The sequence below is a fragment of the Skermanella rosea genome, assembly GCF_016806835.2.
Taxonomy (GTDB): domain Bacteria; phylum Pseudomonadota; class Alphaproteobacteria; order Azospirillales; family Azospirillaceae; genus Skermanella; species Skermanella rosea.
The window spans coordinates 3,634,507-3,655,048 of sequence record NZ_CP086111.1; the positions used below are offsets into that span (position 1 = coordinate 3,634,507).

Here is a 20,542-nt window from a genome sequence, read left to right on the forward strand (position 1 = left end):
GAACATACCGGTCCGTGATCCGGGCTGCCGCCTGCCGCGTCGTGCCCAGGCGGCCTGGGGAGACGCGTCTCCTCCGCCCGGCATCCTGCAACAACCTTTCTGGAAGGATCCAAGATGAACCTCGCGTCCAAGCTTCTCGAACGGGCCTCGGCCTCCGGGCCGGTCAGGGTCGGCATCATCGGCGCCGGCAAGTTCGGCTCCATGGTGCTGTCCCAGGCCCAGAAGATCGAGGGGTTCCATGTGGTCGGCGTCGTCGATCTCAGCGTCGCGAAGGCGCGGGAGTCGATGCAGCGGGTCGGCTGGCCCAAGGAGCGCTGCAGCGCCGCGAGCATGGGCGAGGCGATCCGCAAGGGAACCACCTGCGTGACCGACGACGTCGCCGCCTTGATGGGATGCGAGGAGGTGGAGTGCATCATCGAGGCGACCGGGCATCCGATCGCCGGCGTGCGCCACGCCATGGCGGCGATCGACCATGGCAAGCACATCGTCATGGTCAACGTCGAGGCCGACGTGCTGTGCGGCCCCCTGCTGGCCGAGCGGGCGCGGGCCAGGGGGCTGGTCTATTCCATGGCCTACGGCGACCAGCCGGCGCTGATCTGCGAACTGGTCGACTGGGTCCATGCCTGCGGGTTCGAGCTGACCAGCGCCGGGAAGGGCATGAACTTCGAGCCGCGCTACCGCTACTCGACGCCCGACACGGTCTGGAGCTTCTTCGGCTGGACCGAGGAAGAGGTCGCCAAGGGTGATTTCAATCCGAAGATGTACAACTCCTTCACCGACGGGACCAAGGCGGCGATCGAGATGGCGGCCGTCGCCAACGGCACCGGCCTGGACTGCCCCGACGACGGCCTCGCCTTCCCTCCCGCCGGACTGCACGACCTCGCCCGCGTCTTCCGCCCGGCCTCGGACGGCGGACGCCTGGCCCGCAGCGGCTTGGTGGACATCGCCGCGAGCCAGGAACCGGACGGCAGGGAAGTCGTGAACAACATCCGCTACGGCGTCTTCGTGACGTTCAAGGCGCATAACGAATATTCCCGCGCCTGTTTCAAGCAGTACGGGCTGCTGACCGATCCGTCCGGCTGGTACGCCTCGATGTGGCGTCCCTTCCACATCATCGGCCTGGAGACCTCCGTCAGCGTACTGTCCGCCGTCCTGCGCGGCGAGGCGACCGGCACCTCCAAGGAGTTCCGCGGCGATGCCGTGGCGACCGCCAAGCGCGACCTGAAGGCCGGCGAGATGCTCGACGGCGAGGGCGGCTACGCGGTCTGGGCGAATGCCATTCCGGCCCAGCGCAGCTTGGCGGCATCGGCGCTTCCGATCGGACTCGCCCATAACGTCCGGCTGAAGCGGCCGGTGGCGCAGGACACCATCGTCAGCTTCGACGACGTGGAACTGGTCAACGACCTCGACGTGGTCGACCTCCGCCGGACGATGGAACGGCAGTTCGGCAAGACGAAGAGCGAGGCCGCATAAACTTCGGCGACCGCGAAAACAGGCCAAATCAGGGAGGAAAGCAATGAACAAGACTGCTGAAGGACTGAACCGCCGGTCGGTGCTGGCACTGGGCGCCGCCGCCGCGGCTCTCACCCTGGTCCGGCCGGGGTCCGCCCGGGCCGCGGCGACGATCAGGCTGGCGGTCGCGGACCCTGCCGGCTCGTCGGTCGGCAAGGCCGCGACGCGGTTCGCGGAACTGGTCCGGGAGTCGACCGGCGGCGCCGTGCAGGTCATGGTCTTTCCGGACGGCGTCCTGTTCGGCAACGACCAGAACGCGGCGGTCAACCAGCTCGGCAGCGGCGCGCTCGACGGGCTGATCCTGGCAAGCAGCGTCTATGCCTCGTTCGAGCCGCGCATGAACGCGGTCAGCCTGCCTTACCTGTTCTCCGACTACGACCAGCTCAGGAGCTATCTCCGCGGCGCGCCTGGGCAGGAACTGCTGGGTTCGCTCGACCGGTTCAAGGTCGTCGGCCTGGGCATGATGCTTCGGACCTTCCGCAACACGACGACGCGGGACCGGGCGATCACCAGGGTGGAGGATTTCCAGGGACTGAAGCTGCGCGTCCCGAACAACCAGCTCTTCGTCCGGCTATTCAGGGCGCTGAACGCCAACCCGACGCCCATGGCCTTCTCCGAGGTCTATACGGCCCTCCAGCTCGGCGCGATCGACGGCCAGGAGAACCCGGTCGAGGTGCCGCTCAACAACCGGTTCTACGAGGTCCAGAAGCACCTGAACCTGACCCGGCACGTCGCGGACTCCTACCTGCTCGGGCTCAGCCGCCCCGCGTGGCAGCGCATTCCGGAAGACCAGAGGGAGAACGTGCGGGCCGCGGCCGCGAAGATGGCAGAGGAGCACAACGAGAACGAGATCCGGCAGGAAGCATCCATCATCGCCGCCCTCCGCGACAAGGGCATGACGGTGAACGAGCTGGCAGACGGGGAGTCCCGGAAGCTCCAGCAGATCGCCGCCGGCCTTTATCCCGAGTTCGCCGACGGCATCGGGAAGGAGTTCCTGGAGAAGAGCCTCTCCTTCGTCGGCAAGTCATGACCAGCGTCGGCTATCACCCCATGCAGCGGCACCGGACGAACCTCGACCACGTGATCTGGCGAGCGGTCGATGCCCTGCTCTTCGTGATCGTGCTGGGCCTGCTGGTCACGGTCTCGTGCCAGGCTTTGAGCCGCCTGACCGGTGCTTCCGCCCCCTGGACCGAGGAGCTGTCGCGGTTCCTGTTCATCTGGACGGCGTTCCTCGGCATGGCGACCGGTTTCCGGCGCGGCGAGCATCCCAGCATCACCTTCCTGATCGACGCCCTGCCGGGGTGGGCCCAAACGGCTTCGCATTGCCTGACCGCGGTATCGACCACGGTCCTGTTCGCCATCATCGGCTGGAACGCCGTCGGGCTGCTGATGCAGCAAATGGATTTCGGCGAGACGTCCCCCGTGCTCGGCATCGGCATGTGGATCGCGACGGTGCCCGTGATCCTGGGATCGGCCCTGGCCATCGCCGGCTGCCTGGTCGAGGTTTTCGGCAGGATCCAAGCCCGGCGGGCCGGCGGCGGCACCACGTCACCCAACCGGGAGAGCGACCCATGAGCCTCGTCCTGCTGACCATCTTCCTCGGGCTTTCCTTCCTCGGCGTGCCGCTGGCCGTGGCCCTCGGCCTCGGTGCCGCGGCGACGCTCTGGTACCACGACCTGCCACTTTCCATGGTGACGCAGTCGATGGCGACCTCGATCAATTCCTTCCTGCTGATCGCGGTGCCGCTGTTCGTCCTGGCCGGCCACATCATGGAACGGGGCGGACTTTCGGAACGCATCTTCGGCGCCGCCGAGGCGTGCGTCGGCCGCTTCAGGGGCGGGCTCGGCCATGTCAACATCCTGTCCAGCTTCGTCTTCGGCGGGATCTCGGGCTCGTCGGTGGCCGACATCGCCAGCATCGGGCGGATCACCATCGGCGCCATGACCGCCCGCAACTATCCCCGCCCCTACTCGGCCGCCCTGACCCTCATCACCTCGACCCTCGCGACGCTGGTGCCGCCGAGCATCCTGATGATCGTCGCGGCCGCCGCCGCGGGACAGTCGGTCGGCCAGGCGCTGGCGGGGGGCCTCGGCCCGGGCATCCTGCTGGTCGTGGCGCTGCTCGTCTACAACGCCGTGATATCGAAGGCGAAGGGCTACGGGACGCTCCTGCCGTTCGACCCCTGGGCCAACCTGAGGGCCATCGCGCGTGCCCTGCCCTCGCTCGGCGCGCCGGTCATCATCCTGACCGCGATGTTCACCGGGATCGTCACCCCGACGGAGGCCGCCGCCCTCGCGGTGCTCTACACGCTGGCCGTCGGGTTCCTGGTCCATCGCGAGATCGCGCTGGCCGATCTGCCCGAGTTGCTCATCGGTGCCGGCCGGACCGCGGGAACGGTGCTGCTGATCCTGATGGTGGCCAGCACGGCCACATACGTCTTCACGATCGACATGCTGCCGTCCAAGGCGTCGTCGTCGATCATGGCCCTGACCACCGACCCGAGGCTGGTGCTCCTGTTGATGGGGCTGATCTTCCTGGCCGTCGGCATGCTGATGGACATCGTGGCGGCGGCCCTGATGCTGATACCGATCCTGATGCCGGCCGCCGTACAGGTCGGCGTCGATCCGCTGCACTTCATCGTCTTCATGGTGGCGGCCCTGGCGATGGGGCTGGCGACCCCGCCCGTGGGGACCTGCCTGTTCGCGACGGCACAGGTTTCGGGGGTTCCCATCGAACGCCTCGCCCTGGCGACGGTGCCGTTCTATATCGTCAACGTCGTCGTGCTGACGCTGATCGCGTTCCTGCCGCAAGTGGTGCTGTGGCCGGCGCAGATCCTTACCTGAGAACGATCCGGGGAACCTGCGGTGCGACCCATTCGGCGCATGGCTGGGTTCTCCGGTCTCGCCCCGGAGCACCGGCATCGGCTATCGAGGAGGCAATTCTCCGTTTCCCCAAGGAGTGATGCCTCCGTGCCATCCAACAATCGCCTTTTCGATCAGGTATGGCTTCTGCTGATGCTGCCGCCGCTGTTCTGGGCCAGCAATGCCATCGTCGGCCGGGCCGTGGCCGGCGCGGTGCCGCCGGTCGGCCTGGCGTTCTGGCGCTGGACGCTGGGCGCGCTTCTGATCCTTCCCTTCGCGTGGCGGCACCTGGGGGCCGACGCGGATGTGCTGAAACGGCACTGGGCGGTCATAGGCCTGCTGGCCCTGCTGGGCATCGCCGTCTTCAACACCCTGGTCTATCTCGGCCTGAACACCACGTCGGTGCTGAACGCGGTCATGATGCAGACGGGCATTCCGCCGCTGATCGTGCTGATGAGTTTCCTGATGTTCCGGGACCGCGTCTCCGCCGTGCAGGGACTTGGGATCACGCTGTCGTTGGCGGGGGCGCTGACGCTGATCTCCAAGGGCGACCTCGGCGCGCTGGTCCGGCTGGACCTCAATCCCGGCGATCTCTGGATCTTCGTGGCGGTGATCTGCTACGCGGGCTACACGGCCCTGCTGAGGCGGCGGCCGGCGGTGCATGCGTTCAGCTTCCTGTTCGTGACCTTCGCGGCCGGCGCCGCCATGATCCTGCCCTTCTACCTGGTGGAGACGCTCGGCGGGCGGCCTTACCAGGTGACGGCGCTGGCGCTCGGGGCGACGGTCTATGTGGCCCTGTTCCCGTCGATCCTGGCCTATCTCTGCTTCAACCGGCTGGTGGCGGTGGCGGGGCCGAACCGCGCCGGCATGTGCATCCATCTGGTGCCGGTGTTCGGCACCGTCCTGGCGATCCTGTTCCTCGGGGAAACGCTCCACGTCTTCCATGTGGCAGGCATCGCGCTGATCGCGGTCGGCATCGTGCTGGCGACGCGGCGCCGATGAACCGCTTGATACTCAAACTAATTCCAACGTTATACTGAAGCCATGACGCTCTCCATGGTACATGGCATCGACGGAAGAGTTTCCCACGGAACATGGACGGCGCATAAGGACAGTTCCTACAATCGCCCTCAGGCACTGTAACGCCGAGCGGGATCCAGGCGGACAACATCAGGACCAGATCACGATGACCCAATCTCCGAATCAGGCGCCCCCGGGCCAACCGGCCGTTTCCCCCATCAACGAGAAGTGGGCTCCCTACCGGCACCCGCAGCCGGTGGACTCCCCTCCCGAGCTGGTGATTCCGAACGCGATTCCCACCGATGAGCGTATCTGGGTCCCGGTCGAGGAGAATGTCTGGTTCCGCCCCCTTCTTCTCGCCGCGTCGCGCGGATACTGGATGAACCTGCTGCGCGTCAGGAAGGCCGGCGTGCTGTCGCGCCACCGGCATCCGCAGCCTGTGCATGCCTTCGTCCTCAAGGGCGAATGGCGCTACCTGGAACATGATTGGGTCGCGACCGAGGGATCCTACGCCTATGAGGCGCCGGGCGAGACCCACACGCTGGTGGTCGATCCCCACGTGGAAGAGATGATCACCCTGTTCCAGGTCAACGGCGCCATGATCTACGTGGACCCTGACGGCAAGACCCTGGGCTACGACGACGTCTTCACCCGCATCGAGAAATGCAGGGCCCACTATGCGACCAACGGCCTGGGAGCCGACTATATCGACCAATTCATCCGTTAGGCTCGAAGAACTTTCCAGCAAAGCTGTTGCACGCCGGCCCGTGTCCAGCTAATCCGAACAAAAGCAACGAACAGACCGTACAGGGAGACTTTCATGAAACGCCGTCAATTCCTGACGACCGCCGGCGCCGGCATCGCGACCGCCGGCGTCGCGGCCCCCGCCATCGCCCAGAGCTCGCCGGAAATCCGGTGGCGGCTGACCTCGGGCTTTCCCAAGTCGCTCGACACCATCTATGGCGCGGCCGACCTGATGTCGAAATATGTTTCCGAGGCGACGGACGGGAAATTCCAGATCCAGCCCTTCGCGGCCGGCGAGATCGTCGGCACCTTCCAGGCGCTCGACGCGGTCGGGAACGGCACCGTGGAGATGGCGCACTCGTCGTCGTATTACTATGTCGGCAAGGATCCGACCTTCGCCTTCGCCAGCGCCGCTCCGTTCGCGCTGAACACGCGCCAGCAGAACGCCTGGATGTATCATGGCGGCGGGCTCGATCTCTACAACGAGTTCTACAAGAAATTCAACGTGTACATGCTTCCGGGCGGCGCCACCGGGGCCCAGATGGGCGGGTGGTTCCGCAAGGAGGTGAATACCGTCGCCGACCTCGCGGGCCTCAAGTTCCGCATCGCCGGCCTGACCGGCGAGGTCCTGGCGAAGCTGGGCGTCATACCGCAGCAGATCGCGGGCGGCGACATCTATCCCGCCCTGGAGCGCGGCACCATCGACGCGGCCGAATGGGTCGGTCCCTACGACGACGAGAAGCTCGGTTTCCAGAAGGTTGCACCATACTATTACTATCCCGGCTTCTGGGAAGGAACCGGGATGATGCACTTCTTCTTCAATCAGCAGAAGTGGGAAGAGCTTCCGAACAACTACAAGGCCATTCTCAGGGCTGGCGCGGCCTACGCGAACGTGGACATGGTCGCGAAGTACGACGCCAGGAACCCGGCGGCGCTGAAGAGGCTGGTCGCGGGCGGCGCGCAGCTTCGGCCGTTCTCCCAGGAAATCCTGGAAGCGTCCCTGAAGGCGGCGCAGGAGGTCTATACCGATCTCTCCGCCAAGAACCCCGATTTCAAGAAGATCTATGATTCGCTGCGCGCCTTCCGCAGCGAGGAATACCTGTGGTTCCAGGTGGCGGAGTTCTCCTTCGACAACTTCATGATCCGCGCGCGCTCCAAGCTCTGATCGGCACGGCCGGTCGAAGCCCGCAGGGCCATAACGGCGTCCCGGCCCCCGGCCGGGGCGTCGGGCGATTCGGCCGCCAGCAGCACCCTTCCAATCAATCAGCCGGTACCAGCACCATGTCGATGATCTCCTACCTGACGACGATCCGATTCGAATTCGGCGCCATCAACGGCATCCAGCAGGACCTGACCGACCTCGGGATCCGCAAGCCCCTGATCATCGCCGACGAGGGGGTGGTGAAAGCCGGGCTCGTCGGCAGGATCACGGCCGTGGTGGAGAATGGCGGCGCGCTGCCGGTCTTCACCGGCACACCGACCAACCCGACGCAGGAAGCGGTCGAAGCGGCCCTGTCGATGTATCGCGAGCAGGGCTGCGACGGCCTGATCGCGGTGGGCGGTGGCTCCCCGATCGACCTCGCCAAGGGCGTCGCCCTGCTCGCCTCCCATGACGGACCGCTCGAACATTATGCCGCCATCCTCGGCGGCATCCCCCGGATCACCTCCGCCGTCGTGCCGGTCATCGCGGTCCCGACCACGGCCGGGACGGGAAGCGAGGTCGGCCGGGCCTCGCTGATCACCCTGAAGGACGGCCGCAAGCTCGGCTTCATCTCGCCCTTCCTGATCCCGAAGCGGGCGGTCTGCGACCCGGAGCTGACGCTCGGCCTGCCGGGCTGGCTGACCGCGGCGACCGGCATGGATGCCGTCACCCACTGCATCGAGACCTATCTCAGCCCGCGCGACAACCCTCCCGCGGAGGCGATCGCCCTTGACGGGCTGAAGCGGGCGGTCGACAACATCGAGAAGGCGACCGCCGACGGCTCCGACCGGGACGCGCGCTACCAGATGATGATGGCGGCCCTGGAAGGCGGCCTCACCTTCCAGAAGGGCCTGGGCGCCGTCCATGCCCTGTCGCACCCCCTCGGCGGGCTCAAGGACGTCTCCCTCCACCACGGCACTCTCAACGCGGTGATCCTGCCGGCGACCTTGCGATTCAACCAGAGCCATGCCGAGGCGAAGTACGCGGCCATCCGCTCCACCCTCGGCCTGGCGCCCGACGCCGACCTGGCCGACTATTTCGCCGGGCTCAGCAGCCGGCTCGGCCTGCCGAAGACCTTGAAGGAAATGGGCGTTTCCACCGCCATCGTTCCGGCGATCGCCCGGGCCGCCGTCGAGGACCATTCCCATGCGACCAATGCCCGCCCTGCGACGGTCGAGGATTACGAACGGATGCTGACCGAGGCGATCGGCTGACGCCCGGCGGCGTTTCCGCCATGCCTTCATCCTTTCGCGGACAGGAGAACGCGATGCCGACCTCCCAGCACGATACCCGGGCCGACCGGCTCTGGGTCCCCCTGCTCACCCAGTACCGGCGGCGGGACGGCGCGGCCGAGATAGATCCGGACCGCACCGCCGCGCACCTGTCGTTCATCCGGCCCTGGGTCGGCCAGTTCCTGCTCGCCGGCTCCACCGGGGACGGGTGGGAGATGAGCCTGGAGCAGCTTCTCGTGCTCGTCCGCCTCACCGGCCGGCGCGACCTCTTCGAGGGCAGCCGGTTCCTCGTCGGGGCGCTCCGGCCGACAACCGAGGGCGTCGTCGAGTGGGCGCGGGCGATCGAAGGAACGCTCGACGAGATGAAGACCACCGCCGGCGAGTTCCGCGGCCTGGCGGTCTGCCCGCCGGTCGATGCCGGCGCCAGCCAGTCGGACATCGTCAGGCACTACGAGCGGGTCCTGGCCGAGACCCGCAGCGACATCGCCGTCTACCAGCTGCCGCAGGTCACCCACTGCTCGATCGAGCCGGAAACCATGCGCTCGCTCGCTGCCAATCCGCGGGTCACCATGTTCAAGGACACCAGCGGCGCCGACGCGGTGGCCCTGTCCGGGTTCACCGGCCCGCTGATGGTGCGGGGGGCGGAAGGCGGCTATGTCGATAACCTGAAGCCTTCCGGATTGTACGACGGGTGGCTGCTCAGCACCGGGAACGCCTTCGGGTCCCAGCTCCGCCGCATGATCGACCTGCTGGACGCCGGGCGGGAGGAGGAAGCGAAGGCGGTCTCCCGCGTGCTGACCGTGGTCGTCAACGAGATGTTCGCGGCGGCGGGGAAACTGTCCTTCGGCAACCCCTTTTCCAACGCGAACCGGGCGGTGGACCATCTCTGGGCCCATGGCGCGGGGTGGGCCGACGCACCGGCTCCCCTGACCATCTCCGGCAACGAGATCCCGAGGGAACTGCTGGAAACCGCGTCGGACATCGTCGGCCGCTTCCCCACCCTGCCGGAACGGGGGTATCTGGGCCGGTGACGCCGGCGGGGATATCGGAACTCCGGTCAAATCAATCAGAAGCGTCCAATCAGGAGGAAACAGTCCCATGATGAAACGTCGCGACATGCTGGTCGGCGGCCTGGCGGGCGCTTCCGCCGCCGCCGCCGCGGTGGCCGGCGGCCCCGCTCCGGCGCAGGCCCAGAGCACCGAGATCAACTGGCGCATGACGTCCAGCTATCCCGCATCCCTCGACGCCGTCTACGGCGCCGGCGATACCTTCATCAAGGTCCTCGGCGAGATCTCGCAGGGGCGCATGCGGATACAGCACTTCGCCGCGGGGGAGATCGTCGGCGGGTTCCAGGCACTGGACGCCGTCCAGAACGGCACGGTCGAGTGCTGCGACACGGCACCCTTCTATTATGTCGGCAAGGACCCCTCCTTCGCGTTCGGCGCCTCCGTGCCGTTCGGTCTCAGCACGCGCCAGCAGAACGCCTGGTTCTTCCAGGCCGGCGGGCTGGAGCTGCTGAACGAGCTGTTCAACCAGCACAATGTCGTCGGTATCCCGATCGGCAACACCAATGCCCAGATGGCCGGCTGGTTCCGCAAGGAGATCAAGTCGGTGGACGACCTGAAGGGGCTCAAGATGCGGATCGGCGGCCTCGCCGGGCAGGTCATCGCCAAGCTGGGCGCGGTGCCGCAGCAGATCCCCGCGGGCGACATCTATCCGGCCCTCGAACGCGGAACCATCGACGCCGCCGAATGGGTCGGCCCCTATGACGACGAACGGCTCGGCTTCGCCAAGGTCGCACCCTATTACTACTATCCGGGCTGGTGGGAAGGCGCCTCCGCCATCTTCCTGTTCATCAACAAGGACAGGTGGGAAGCGCTCACGCCGCTCGACCGCGCCCTGATCACCGCCGCGGCCCATCAGGCCAACACGCTGACCATCGCCAGGTACGACCAGGTCAATCCGGGGGCGATCCGCCGGCTCGTCGCCGGAGGCGCGCAGCTGAGGGCATTCCCGCCCGAGGTGATGGAAGCCTGCCTGAAGGCCGCGAACGAGGTCTTCGCGGAGATCAGCGCGCAGAACCCGCTGTTCAAGCGCCTCCATGAACACATGACGGCTTTCCGCAACGAGCAGTATCTTTGGCAGCAGATCGCGGAATACAGCTACGAGACGTTCATGATCCGGGCGCGCGGCCGCGGCTGACCGACCGTCTCTCGGAGCAGGACCAAGTCCCTGGAGGAAACCCGTGCAAGCATTGTTAGGCGTCAGCCGCACCATCGACACCGTCAATATATGGGTGGGGCGCATAGCCGCCTGGGCGATCGTGGTCGCCGTCCTGGTCTCCGCGGTCAACGCCATCGTCCGCAAGGTCCTGGGCACCTCGTCGAACGCCTGGCTCGAACTGCAATGGTACCTGTTCGGCGCGGTCTTCATGCTGTGCGCGGCCTGGACCTTCATCGCGAACGAGCACATCCGCATCGACATCGTCGCGAACAGGTTCTCCCGGCGGGTCCGCAACTGGATCGAGGTGATCGGCCATGTCTTCTTCCTCGGCGGCTTCTGCGCCGTCCTGATCTATACCTCGATCCCGTTCTTCCTGAACTCCTACGCGTCGGGCGAGGTTTCGACCAACGCCGGCGGCCTGATCATCTGGCCGGCGAAGCTCCTGATCCTGGTCGGGTTCGTCCTGCTCGCCCTCCAGGGGGTGAGCGAACTGATCAAGCGCATCGCCATCATGCGCGGGGACATTCCCGATCCCGGGATCGGCGGGCACCACGACGCGATCGAGGGCGAAGTCGAGCGCCTGCTCTCCATCCAGAAAGATGGCCCCGGTGAAGGCCTGGCCACCGGAAAGCCTGAAACCAACGCAGCGCCGCAAGCTTCCAGGAACCACCCATGATCGAACTCATCGCGCAGAACATGGCGCCCATCATGTTCGTGGCGCTCGTGCTCTTCCTGCTCCTGGGCTATCCCGTGGCCTTCGCGCTCGCCGCGAACGGCCTGCTGTTCTTCGTCATCGCGGTCGAGCTGGCGCCTTTCTCCAACGGGGAGATCACGCTGTCCTGGCCGCTCCTCCAGGCGATGCCGGAACGCGTTTTCCAGACCATGGCGAACGAGACGCTCCTGGCGATCCCGTTCTTCACCTTCATGGGCCTGATCCTGGAACGGTCCGGAATGGCCGAGGATCTGCTCGACACGATCGGCCAGCTCTTCGGAACCATCCGCGGCGGCCTGGCCTTCGCGGTCATCTTCGTGGGAGCCCTGCTGGCGGCGACCACCGGCGTCGTGGCGGCATCGGTGATCTCCATGGGTCTGATCTCCCTGCCCATCATGATGCGCTACGGCTACGACAGCCGGCTGGCGACCGGCGTCATCGCGGCATCGGGAACCCTGGCCCAGATCATCCCGCCGTCCCTGGTGCTGATCGTGATGGCCGACCAGCTCGGCCGCTCGGTCGGCGACATGTACGAGGGCGCCTTCCTTCCGGGCCTGGTCCTCACGGGCCTCTATGTCGGCTACGTCTTCCTCATCACGCTGCTGAAGCCGCAAGCGGCCCCGGGCCTGCCGCTGGACGCGATCGGCTACCACGAACCCAACAACACGCGCGGGACCTGGCAGCTCGGCCTGCTCGCCGTCTTCTCCGGGCTTGTCGGCTATTACGTGATGCTCCAGACCGGCATCGCCGGGGGCGCCGATTTCGTCATCCTGCTGATCTCCGTCGCGGTCGTCGTGGCGCTGGTCTGCGCCGTGCTGAACCGGCTGTTCGGCGCGGAGCGGGTACTGGCGACGGCGATCCTGACCGCCGTGCTGGCGGCCGCCTGGTGGTATGCCGGCCAGACCGGCAGCCTGGCCTGGACCGTCGCCGCCGAAATGGCGGTCGCGGCGGCCGGCTACGCGCTTCTGGTCGGCGTCGTCGAGCGCATGACGGGCCTGCGCCTGATGTCCAGGATCGCGGAGCAGGTCACCTTCGTGATGGTGCCGCCGCTTCTCCTGATCTTCCTCGTCCTCGGCACCATCTTCATCGGTCTGGCGACGCCGACCGAGGGCGGCGCCATGGGCGCGCTGGGCGCCGTGATCCTGGCGGGGATCAAGCGCATCCTGGACCGCAACCCGGACCGCCTGAACCCGGCGATCATCCGTCAGGCGACCGAGTCCACCGCCAAGCTGTCGGCCTTCGTGCTGTTCATCCTGCTCGGCGCCCGCGTGTTCTCGCTCACCTTCTACGGCGTCAACGGACACCTCTGGGTCGAGCACCTGCTGACGTCGCTGCCGGGAGGCCAGACCGGCTTCCTGATCGTCGTCAACGTGATGGTGTTCCTGCTGGCGTTCTTCCTGGACTTCTTCGAACTGGCCTTCATCGTCATCCCCCTGCTGGCGCCGGCCGCCGACAAGCTGGGAATCGACCTGATCTGGTTCGGCGTGATCCTGGGCGTCAACATGCAGACCAGCTTCATGCACCCGCCCTTCGGGTTCGCCCTGTTCTATCTGCGGTCCGTGGCGCCCAAGGTGCCGTATATCGACCGGGTCACCAAGAGGCGCATGGAACCGATCGCGACCAGCCAGATCTACTGGGGCGCCGTGCCCTTCGTGATCATCCAGTGCATCATGGTCGGTATCCTGATCCTGTTCCCGGATCTGGTGATGCACTACAAGGCGTCGGAGACGCGGCTGGACCCGACGGAAGTGCAGCGCCAGTTCGACAACCTCCAACTCCCCGGCATGGGCGACGGCGACATGCCCGACCTGCCGTCGTTCGACCTGGAACCGCCCAAGATCGAGTAAAGGGTCGATGAAAGGCCGCCCCGATCCCTCGGAGGGTGATGACCGGGGAGCAGCGCTGTTCATCCGTTATGCGGATGAACAGCGAGTCAGGATGACGGTCCCATGAAGAGAACCTCGTCCGGGACCAACCGGTGGCTGATCGTCGCCGACGATCTGACGGGAGCCGCGGACTGCGCGATCGGCTTCGCGAGGCAGGGAACGGCGGCGGCCGTCGGGTGGGGCGATGCGGCGGATATTGGCGGAGAGTTCCCCGTCTTCTCCTACGACGCCGCCAGCCGCGGCCTGCCGGCGGCCGAGGCGGCGGCGGCCCATCGCGCCGCCCTCGCCCGCTTCCTCGACCACGACAGCATCCTTTTCAAGAAGATCGACTCCACGCTCAGGGGCCAGCCCGCCGCCGAGATCGCCGCGGCGCTGGACGCCGTGCGCGGCCGGGAGGGCCGGGCCTTCGGGATCCTCGCGCCGGCCTTTCCCGCGACCGGCAGGACCACCGAGGGTGGGCGCGTCCATGTCGGCGGCAGGCCGCTCGAGGAAACCGAGGTCTGGCGGCGCGACCACAGCTATCCGAACGCCGACTTGGTGGAGGTCCTGGCGACGGCTGGAATAACGGGCGTGAAGGTTCCGCTTGCCACGATCAGGAGCGGAGCGGACGCGCTTCGCGAGGCCTTCGCCGATCTGGCCGACCGCGGAGACGTCGTCGCCGTCTGCGACGCCACCACCGGCGATGATCTGGACCGCATCGCCGGGGCGAGCCTGCCGGCCGGGAAGCCGGTGTTCTTCATCGGCAGCGCGGGGCTTGCCCAAGCACTGGCCTCGGCGGTTCCCGGCGAGCGGTCGAATCCGGTACTCCTGGGCGGGGCCGCCGGCGGCACCCTTGTCGTGGTCGGCTCGCTCGCCGGGGCATCGCGGGCTGCGGCGCGCAGCCTTGCGGAACTGCCGGGCGTGCGGTACGTCCCTGCGGACCCCACCATCCTGCTCGACGACGGTGCCGCCGCTGACCGCGCCGCCCTGGGACGGGCGGTGATCGACGGCCTCAAGTCCGGCGAGGATGTCCTGGTCGAGATCCTGGCGGGCGGAGAACCGGACCTGCGCCTCGGCCCCGGTCTGGCCGCCGGGATCGCGGACGTGCTGCATCCGGCGGCTTGCCATATAGGTGCCTTCGCGGCTACGGGCGGCGAGACGGCAGCGGCGCTCCTCAGCCGCTTCGGGGTAAGGGGGCTCCGGGTGATGGACGAAATAGAACCGGGCGTGTCCCTGGGACTGACGCTCGGCGACGTGGCGGTTCCGGTCGCCACCAAGGCAGGCGCCTTCGGCGACCAGGACAGCCTGGTGCGGATCGTCCGGCGCCTGCGTTCCATAAGGCAAAAGGGAGTACTGGAATGAACCGTCCGACGATAGCGATCACCATGGGCGATGCCTCGGGCATCGGTCCGGAAATCATCATGAAGGCGCTGTCCCAGCCCGCCGTGCGGGAAATGTGCAATCCGCTGGTGGTCGGCGATGCGGAGCGCCTTCGGACGGCCGGCCGGATCGTCGGTTCCCGGCTGCGGGTCGAGAGCCTGGACGATGCGGCACGGATCCGTTTCGAGTCTGACAGCGTGAACTGCGTGGACCTGAAACTCATCCCCAAGGACCACCCCTTCGGGCAGGTCTCCGCGATTTCCGGCGAGGGATCGTTCCGCTACATCGAGCGCGCGGTGCGGATCGTCGAGGCCGGCCAGGCGGACGCGATCTGCACGGCCCCGCTCAGCAAGGAAGCGCTGCATGCCGCCGGGCACAAGTATCCGGGCCATACCGAGCTTCTGGCGACGCTGACCGGCACGCCCGAGGTCTCGATGATGCTGGTCTCGCCCAAGCTCCGCGTCATCCATGTCACCACGCATATCGGGCTGATCGACGCGGTCGAGCGCATCGAGCCCGGCCTCGTGGAACGCACGATCGCCCGGGGCCACGACACCCTGGTCAAGGCCGGGATCGCCTCGCCCAAGATCGGCGTCTGCGCGATCAATCCCCATGCCGGCGAGAACGGGCTGTTCGGCCGCGGCGAGGAAGCGGTCAAGATTACGCCCGCCGTCGAAGCCTGCCAAGCGAAGGGCTGGGACGTGACGGGACCGCTGCCGGCCGACACGCTGTTCTTCCTCGCCGGACGCGGCGACTACGACATGGTCGTGGCGATGTACCACGACCAGGGCCACGGCCCGATCAAGGTGCTCGGCCTGGAAGCGGGCGTGAACATCACGGTCGGCCTGCCGGTGATCCGCACCTCGGTGGACCATGGCACCGCGTTCGACATCGCCGGCAAGGGGATCGCCGACGAGCGGAGCCTGATCGAGGCGCTGCGGCAGGCGGCCGACTTGGCGCCAAAGCGGGTCGCCGCCTGAGGCCGGCGCGGGTCCGCTCCCACGGTGAATTCACGCCAGCGGATTCACCGTGGGAGCGGATTGAGGGCCTCGATCCCGGTTACCGAAGGCCTCACGGTCAGACGCTCAAGTCCTCAGACTTGTGCCAGTCCTCCATCGACGAAAACCTCGCTGCCGGTCATGAAGCTGCTGTCCGAGGATGCAAGGAATGCGGCCACCGCGGCCGTCTCGGTCGGGTCGCCCATGCGGCCCAGAGGCGTCGTGCTCCCGAGCGCATCCATCGCTTCCTCACCCAATACCTCCAGCGCCAGTTCCGTCTTTGTTGGCCCAGGAGACAGCACGTTGACGCGGATGCCCGTGCCGCGCAGATCCAGGGCCCAGCTGCGCGCCAGATTGCGGATCGCGGCCTTGGTCGCGCTGTAGACGCTGAACTGCGGCGTCCCCATCACTCCCGTGCTCGACCCCGTCAGGATGATCGACGCGCCCTCCGTCATCAGCGGCAGGGCTTTCTGCACCGTGAACACCAGCCCTTTCACATTTACGTCGAAGATCTGATCATAATGCTCGGGCGTGATCTCGCCGAGCCGTGCAAACGATCCGGTCCCGGCGTTGGCGAACAGAATGTCGAGCCCGCCTCGTTCGGCTTTGACCGCTTCGTACAGCCGGTCGAGGTCGGACAGGTTCGTAACCGAGCCCGCCACGGCTCGCGCCGAGGAACCCAGCTTCGCCACGGCGGCGTCGAGCGCCTCCTGCCGCCGACCGAAGATGTATACGAAGGCTCCTTCATCGACAAACCGTTTGGCGGCCCCGAATCCGATGCCGCTTCCGCCGCCCGTCACCACTGCCGTCTTACCCTGTAGCCTGCTCATGATGTGCTCCTTCATCGAGGTTGCACTGAGCTGGCGACCAACCCACCTAAGGACAAGTATGCACCTTTTGGTAAGTGCCCAGAAATGACACTTGATCCTTCGGACCCGACCCAGCCATCGGCGCGGAATTCACCGTCGGCCCCGAACTGCACCCCTACATTGCCCGGCTTCACTTGCGGCCTCGACGCGACCTTGCGGGTCATCGCCGGCAAGTGGAAGCCGCTGATCCTGTATTTCCTCGCCCAAGGCGGCCCGACCCGCTATGGCGAACTCCGGCGAGCCGTGCGCAACGCCAGCGATAAGATGCTGATCCAGCAGCTCAAGGAACTGGAGGCCGATAATCTCGTGAAGCGGACTGACTACAAGGAAATCCCCCCGCGTGTAGACTATAGCCTTACCCCTCTGGGTCGCAGCCTTGCCGAGGCCCTCGTGCCGCTCTGCGCTTGGGGGACGGAGCACATGGCGGAGGTCAGCCGGGTCTTCGCTCAACGGGAAACCTGGAAAACCAAAGAACGGTAAATGGTCGCTACCGTGTCGTGATTACTGGAAGCCCATCCCCCTACGGCCGCTGCCAAAGGTCGCACAGGGGGCCGTTCCGGCCGGTCACCGGGTCAGTATCGGGGAAGCCCAGCCCGGCCATCTTCTCCGCCTCCGCGTCGGTCGGCGCCTCCCGGCTGATGTCCCAGTCCTGGCCGGGCGGGTAGGCGCCGACCACCAGGAAGTCAGGGCTGGCGTCCAGCCGGCAGTGGCCGGTGCCCGCGGGGAGGACGGCCACGTCTCCGGCCGTCACCGCGACCTCCTGCCCGTCCGGGCCGCCGAGCATCAGTCTCGCCAAGCCGGCGGCGAACCCGAGCACCTCGTGCGCCGCGGGATGGTAATGGTGGTAGGGGAAGACGCCGTTCCGCCACTGCGCCGGCCAGCCATTGCGCCCGAACAGCGCCTCGAAGCCGGATGCCGTTTCCTCGGCGGATCTGCCCGCGATCACGCCCCGATAGAGCAGGACGGGAAGAACCGGGTTGTTCGGCACCCAGCCGTTCCGGGTAAGCAGCAGGGTTTCAGGTCGTCCGGGCATGACTTCCGTTCCCTTCGAAGATCGTTGAGTCGGATCTTGATAACACCACGTCATCCGATTCGATCACCGGGCCTGGTCACAAAGATTGATTTTTGGATGCAAAGTCCATATTTTACCGGCACACCAGATTTCAAGCGGGGCGCACGGCCCCGCGCACAGTCAGAGGAAGCGCCCGCGATGGTTCAGGTTTCTCCCGTCATCCAATTGAATCCGCTCGACAATGTCGCGGTCGCACGGGTGAAGCTCGCGCCCGGGACCGTGCTCGACGGGTTCGGGATCACGGTCGCGGACGCGGTGCCGCAGGGGCACAAGGTCGCCGTGACGGGCATCGCCGAGGGGGAGCCGGTGCGCAAGTACGGCCAGATCATCGGCGTCGCCAGCGCCGGGATCGCTCCGGGGCAGCATGTCCATACCCAAAACCTGGAGATGCGCGACGTCGAGCAGCACCATGATTTCGGCGTGGACGCACGGGAACCCGATTACATCCCCGAGGACCGGCGGGCACGCTTCATGGGGTATCGGCGGGCAAACGGCAAAGTCGGGACGCGGAACTACATCGCCGTCATTTCCTCGGTGAACTGCTCGGCCACGGTTTCGAAGGCCGTCGCCGACCACTTCAACCGGATGGGCGGGCTGGAAGGGCGGCGCAACATCGACGGCGTCGTGGCCCTGACCCATGGCGGCGGCTGCGCCATGAACACCCAGGCGGAGGGATACCGCTACCTGACCCGCACCATCTGGGGATACGCGACCCACGCGAATTTCGGCGGCGTGGTCATGATCGGCCTGGGCTGCGAGACCAACCAGATCTCGCTGATCAAGGAAATGTACGGCCTGACGGAGTCGCCGAACTTCCGCACCATGAACATCCAGGGGGTCGGCGGCACCCGCAAGACCATCGCCAACGCGATCGACGTGATCGGCGGGATGCTGGACGAGGTGGATTCGGCACGCCGCACCTCCGAGCCGGTGTCGGAACTCACGCTCGCGCTGGAATGCGGCGGCTCCGACGGCTATTCCGGGATTTCCGCGAACCCGGCCCTGGGGTACGCGTCCGACCTGCTGATCCGGCACGGCGGCACGACGATCCTCAGCGAGACGCCGGAGATCTACGGAGCCGAGCATCTGCTGACCCGCCGCGCCGCGTCGCCGGAGGTGGCCCGCAAGCTGCTGGAGCGGATCGAGTGGTGGCGCGACTACGCCGAGCGCAACAAGGCGGAGTTGAACAACAATCCCTCCTACGGCAACAAGGCCGGCGGGCTCACCACGATCCTGGAGAAGTCGCTGGGCGCGGTCGCCAAGGGCGGCAACTCGCGGCTCAACGCGGTGTACGAATATGCCGAACCGGTGAAGGAGAAGGGGTTCGTCTTCATGGACTCGCCCGGCTACGACCCGGTAGCCGTGACCGGCCAAGTCGCCAGCGGCGCCAACATGATCTGCTTCACCACCGGCCGCGGTTCCACGTCGGGCTTCAAGCCGACGCCGTCGATCAAGCTGGCCACCAACAACGCCATGTACGAGCACATGGCCGAGGACATGGACATCAACTGCGGCGGCATCGTCACCGGCGACGAGACCATCGAGCAGTCCGGGCAGCGGATCTTCGACAAGATCGTCTCCGTGGCGTCGGGCGAGCGGACCAAGAGCGAGGAGTACGACTACGGCAACAACGAGTTCGTGCCCTGGCAGGTCGGCGCGGTGATGTGAGACTGGCGGCATTCAGGCCTGACTGGTCCACGGGACCCCGCCGACGTCGGCAGGGTCCCGCCTCAAGGGCCGATCAGACCGCGAAGGCAGCTTCCTTGACGTAGGGAAGGTCGAGCGGCACGCCCATGGAGCGGGAGTGCCGCACCCGGTCCAGCACCTTCAGCCGCGCCTTGTCCAGGTGCTCCCTGGCTTGACGCGCCACTTCCGCCTCGTCACGCCGCATCATGGCCTGGATGATCCGCTGATGCTCGTGGAAGAACGGCTCCTCGTGGGGCAATGCGATCTCGCGGCCCAGCAGGTGCTTCCCGAAGATCAGGATGCAGCGCGTGCGCTTCAGCGCCTCGACCAGTTCCGGATTGGGGCAATGGCCGAGGCAGCGGACGTGCAGGTCAAGCTCCAGGTCGTCGAGTTCCTCCGCGGGCAGGTTCGGGTAGTGCTGCATCGCTTCGGACAATCGGCGGCCGACCCGCTCCAGCTCGCCCATGGGAATGGCGCCGGCGGCCTTGGACAGGGCTATCGGCTCCAGGTGCTCGCGCAACTCGTACAGGCAATTGACCCGGTTCTCGTCCAGGGGGACGCTGTACCAGCGCGACCGCTCGTCCTTGACGACCAGGCCGTTGACCTGGGCCAGCATCAGCACGTCGTGCATCACCGTGCGGCTGACGCCGTAATGGTTGGCCAACTCGTTCTCGTTGATCCGGAAGCGGCCGTGGAGCGAGCACCGGATCAGCTGGCTTTCGACCGGATCATGGATGCTCTCCAGCGCCCGCTCTTTCAGGCCGATCGCCTCCTGATCCTCCAGCCCCAGGGCCTTGGCGCTGATCGGCGTCCGGATCACGGTGCCCTGGTCGGTTCCCACGATGTAGCCCCGCCCCTCGAACCGGCTGATCATGCCGTCGGCGTGCAGCTGCGCGAAGGCCCGCTTGATCGGCCCGCGGCTCGATCCGACGAGGTTCGCCACGTGGGTTTCAAGCAGCAGTTGGCCTTTGGGAAGCATCCCGCAAAGGATCGCCTCCTGAAGGAGCGCCGTGATCTTCGTGGTCAGGCGGCTGTCCTGTTGCTGGGTCTTCGCAGTCGTCATCTTTCCCGTGCAGACTCTCAAAGCCATGGTTGCGACGGCCGGACGCGGACACGGCACCGTTCAATATGGCACGGTGCCGAGCCCGCGCCATGGCCTCGCGTTCG

The 20,542-nt window shown here is 66.7% G+C and carries 19 protein-coding genes; 16 read left to right on the plus strand and 3 right to left on the minus strand.

Going from position 1 to position 20,542, the window contains the following annotated elements; genetic code table 11:
* The first annotated feature begins 114 nt into the window (after positions 1-114).
* The 14 genes from JL101_RS16940 (at position 115) to pdxA (ending at position 15,730) form a co-directional block, all read left to right on the plus strand.
* Complete coding sequence (locus JL101_RS16940; protein ID WP_203097474.1) at positions 115-1,473, plus strand: NAD(P)H-dependent oxidoreductase; 1,359 nt, start codon at positions 115-117, stop codon at positions 1,471-1,473.
* Between the two features lie 43 nt (positions 1,474-1,516).
* Complete coding sequence (locus JL101_RS16945) at positions 1,517-2,542, plus strand: DctP family TRAP transporter solute-binding subunit (protein WP_203097475.1); 1,026 nt, start codon at positions 1,517-1,519, stop codon at positions 2,540-2,542.
* The gene (locus tag JL101_RS16950) at positions 2,539-3,087 is read left to right on the plus strand and encodes a TRAP transporter small permease (RefSeq protein ID WP_203097476.1); all 549 of its coding nucleotides are present in this window, start codon (positions 2,539-2,541) and stop codon (positions 3,085-3,087) included. Before JL101_RS16945 ends, JL101_RS16950 begins: the two co-directional genes overlap by 4 nt.
* Complete coding sequence (locus JL101_RS16955; RefSeq protein WP_203097477.1) at positions 3,084-4,355, plus strand: TRAP transporter large permease; 1,272 nt, start codon at positions 3,084-3,086, stop codon at positions 4,353-4,355. Before JL101_RS16950 ends, JL101_RS16955 begins: the two co-directional genes overlap by 4 nt.
* A gap of 126 nt (positions 4,356-4,481) precedes the next feature.
* Positions 4,482-5,375: a DMT family transporter gene (locus JL101_RS16960; protein WP_228434899.1), complete on the plus strand. Its 894-nt coding sequence runs from the start codon at positions 4,482-4,484 to the stop codon at positions 5,373-5,375.
* Positions 5,376-5,559: 184 nt separating this feature from the next.
* Positions 5,560-6,120 carry a 2,4'-dihydroxyacetophenone dioxygenase family protein gene (locus tag JL101_RS16965; protein WP_203097479.1) on the plus strand — a complete coding sequence of 187 codons (561 nt, stop codon included), beginning with the start codon at positions 5,560-5,562 and terminating at the stop codon, positions 6,118-6,120.
* A gap of 93 nt (positions 6,121-6,213) precedes the next feature.
* Complete coding sequence (locus JL101_RS16970) at positions 6,214-7,302, plus strand: TRAP transporter substrate-binding protein (protein ID WP_203097480.1); 1,089 nt, start codon at positions 6,214-6,216, stop codon at positions 7,300-7,302.
* A 116-nt stretch (positions 7,303-7,418) separates the two neighbouring features.
* Positions 7,419-8,552 carry an iron-containing alcohol dehydrogenase gene (locus JL101_RS16975; RefSeq protein ID WP_203097481.1) on the plus strand — a complete coding sequence of 378 codons (1,134 nt, stop codon included), beginning with the start codon at positions 7,419-7,421 and terminating at the stop codon, positions 8,550-8,552.
* Positions 8,553-8,605: 53 nt separating this feature from the next.
* Entirely contained in the window at positions 8,606-9,601 is a 996-nt protein-coding gene (locus JL101_RS16980; protein WP_203097482.1) for a dihydrodipicolinate synthase family protein, read from the plus strand.
* A gap of 67 nt (positions 9,602-9,668) precedes the next feature.
* Positions 9,669-10,772, plus strand: coding sequence for a TRAP transporter substrate-binding protein (locus JL101_RS16985; protein ID WP_323374666.1), 1,104 nt, complete (start codon positions 9,669-9,671; stop codon positions 10,770-10,772).
* Between the two features lie 43 nt (positions 10,773-10,815).
* Positions 10,816-11,469: a TRAP transporter small permease subunit gene (locus JL101_RS16990; protein ID WP_203097483.1), complete on the plus strand. Its 654-nt coding sequence runs from the start codon at positions 10,816-10,818 to the stop codon at positions 11,467-11,469.
* Positions 11,466-13,352: a TRAP transporter large permease gene (locus JL101_RS16995; protein WP_203097484.1), complete on the plus strand. Its 1,887-nt coding sequence runs from the start codon at positions 11,466-11,468 to the stop codon at positions 13,350-13,352. The genes JL101_RS16990 and JL101_RS16995 overlap by 4 nt, the downstream gene beginning before the upstream one ends.
* A gap of 102 nt (positions 13,353-13,454) precedes the next feature.
* Positions 13,455-14,732 carry a four-carbon acid sugar kinase family protein gene (locus JL101_RS17000; protein WP_203097485.1) on the plus strand — a complete coding sequence of 426 codons (1,278 nt, stop codon included), beginning with the start codon at positions 13,455-13,457 and terminating at the stop codon, positions 14,730-14,732.
* A complete protein-coding gene (gene pdxA / locus JL101_RS17005) occupies positions 14,729-15,730 on the plus strand; it encodes a 4-hydroxythreonine-4-phosphate dehydrogenase PdxA (protein ID WP_203097486.1) in 1,002 nt (333 codons plus the stop codon). The genes JL101_RS17000 and pdxA overlap by 4 nt, the downstream gene beginning before the upstream one ends.
* Positions 15,731-15,843: 113 nt before the next feature.
* Here pdxA and JL101_RS17010 read toward each other — a convergent pair whose 3' ends face one another.
* Complete coding sequence (locus JL101_RS17010; RefSeq protein WP_203097487.1) at positions 15,844-16,578, minus strand: SDR family NAD(P)-dependent oxidoreductase; 735 nt, start codon at positions 16,576-16,578, stop codon at positions 15,844-15,846.
* A 159-nt stretch (positions 16,579-16,737) separates the two neighbouring features.
* Between JL101_RS17010 and JL101_RS17015 the strand changes: the two genes are divergently transcribed.
* On the plus strand, positions 16,738-17,097 hold the full coding sequence (locus JL101_RS17015; RefSeq protein WP_228434901.1) for a winged helix-turn-helix transcriptional regulator: 360 nt from the start codon (positions 16,738-16,740) through the stop codon (positions 17,095-17,097).
* Positions 17,098-17,137: 40 nt separating this feature from the next.
* On the opposite strand, the gene JL101_RS17020 is transcribed toward JL101_RS17015, so the two are convergent.
* A complete protein-coding gene (locus JL101_RS17020) occupies positions 17,138-17,650 on the minus strand; it encodes a cupin (protein WP_228434903.1) in 513 nt (170 codons plus the stop codon).
* 177 nt (positions 17,651-17,827) lie between these two features.
* Between JL101_RS17020 and JL101_RS17025 the strand changes: the two genes are divergently transcribed.
* On the plus strand, positions 17,828-19,357 hold the full coding sequence (locus JL101_RS17025) for a UxaA family hydrolase (RefSeq protein ID WP_203097490.1): 1,530 nt from the start codon (positions 17,828-17,830) through the stop codon (positions 19,355-19,357).
* A 73-nt stretch (positions 19,358-19,430) separates the two neighbouring features.
* Here JL101_RS17025 and JL101_RS17030 read toward each other — a convergent pair whose 3' ends face one another.
* Positions 19,431-20,438, minus strand: a complete 1,008-nt coding sequence (locus tag JL101_RS17030) for a GntR family transcriptional regulator (protein WP_203097491.1) — start codon at positions 20,436-20,438, stop codon at positions 19,431-19,433.
* Positions 20,439-20,542 lie beyond the last annotated feature (104 nt).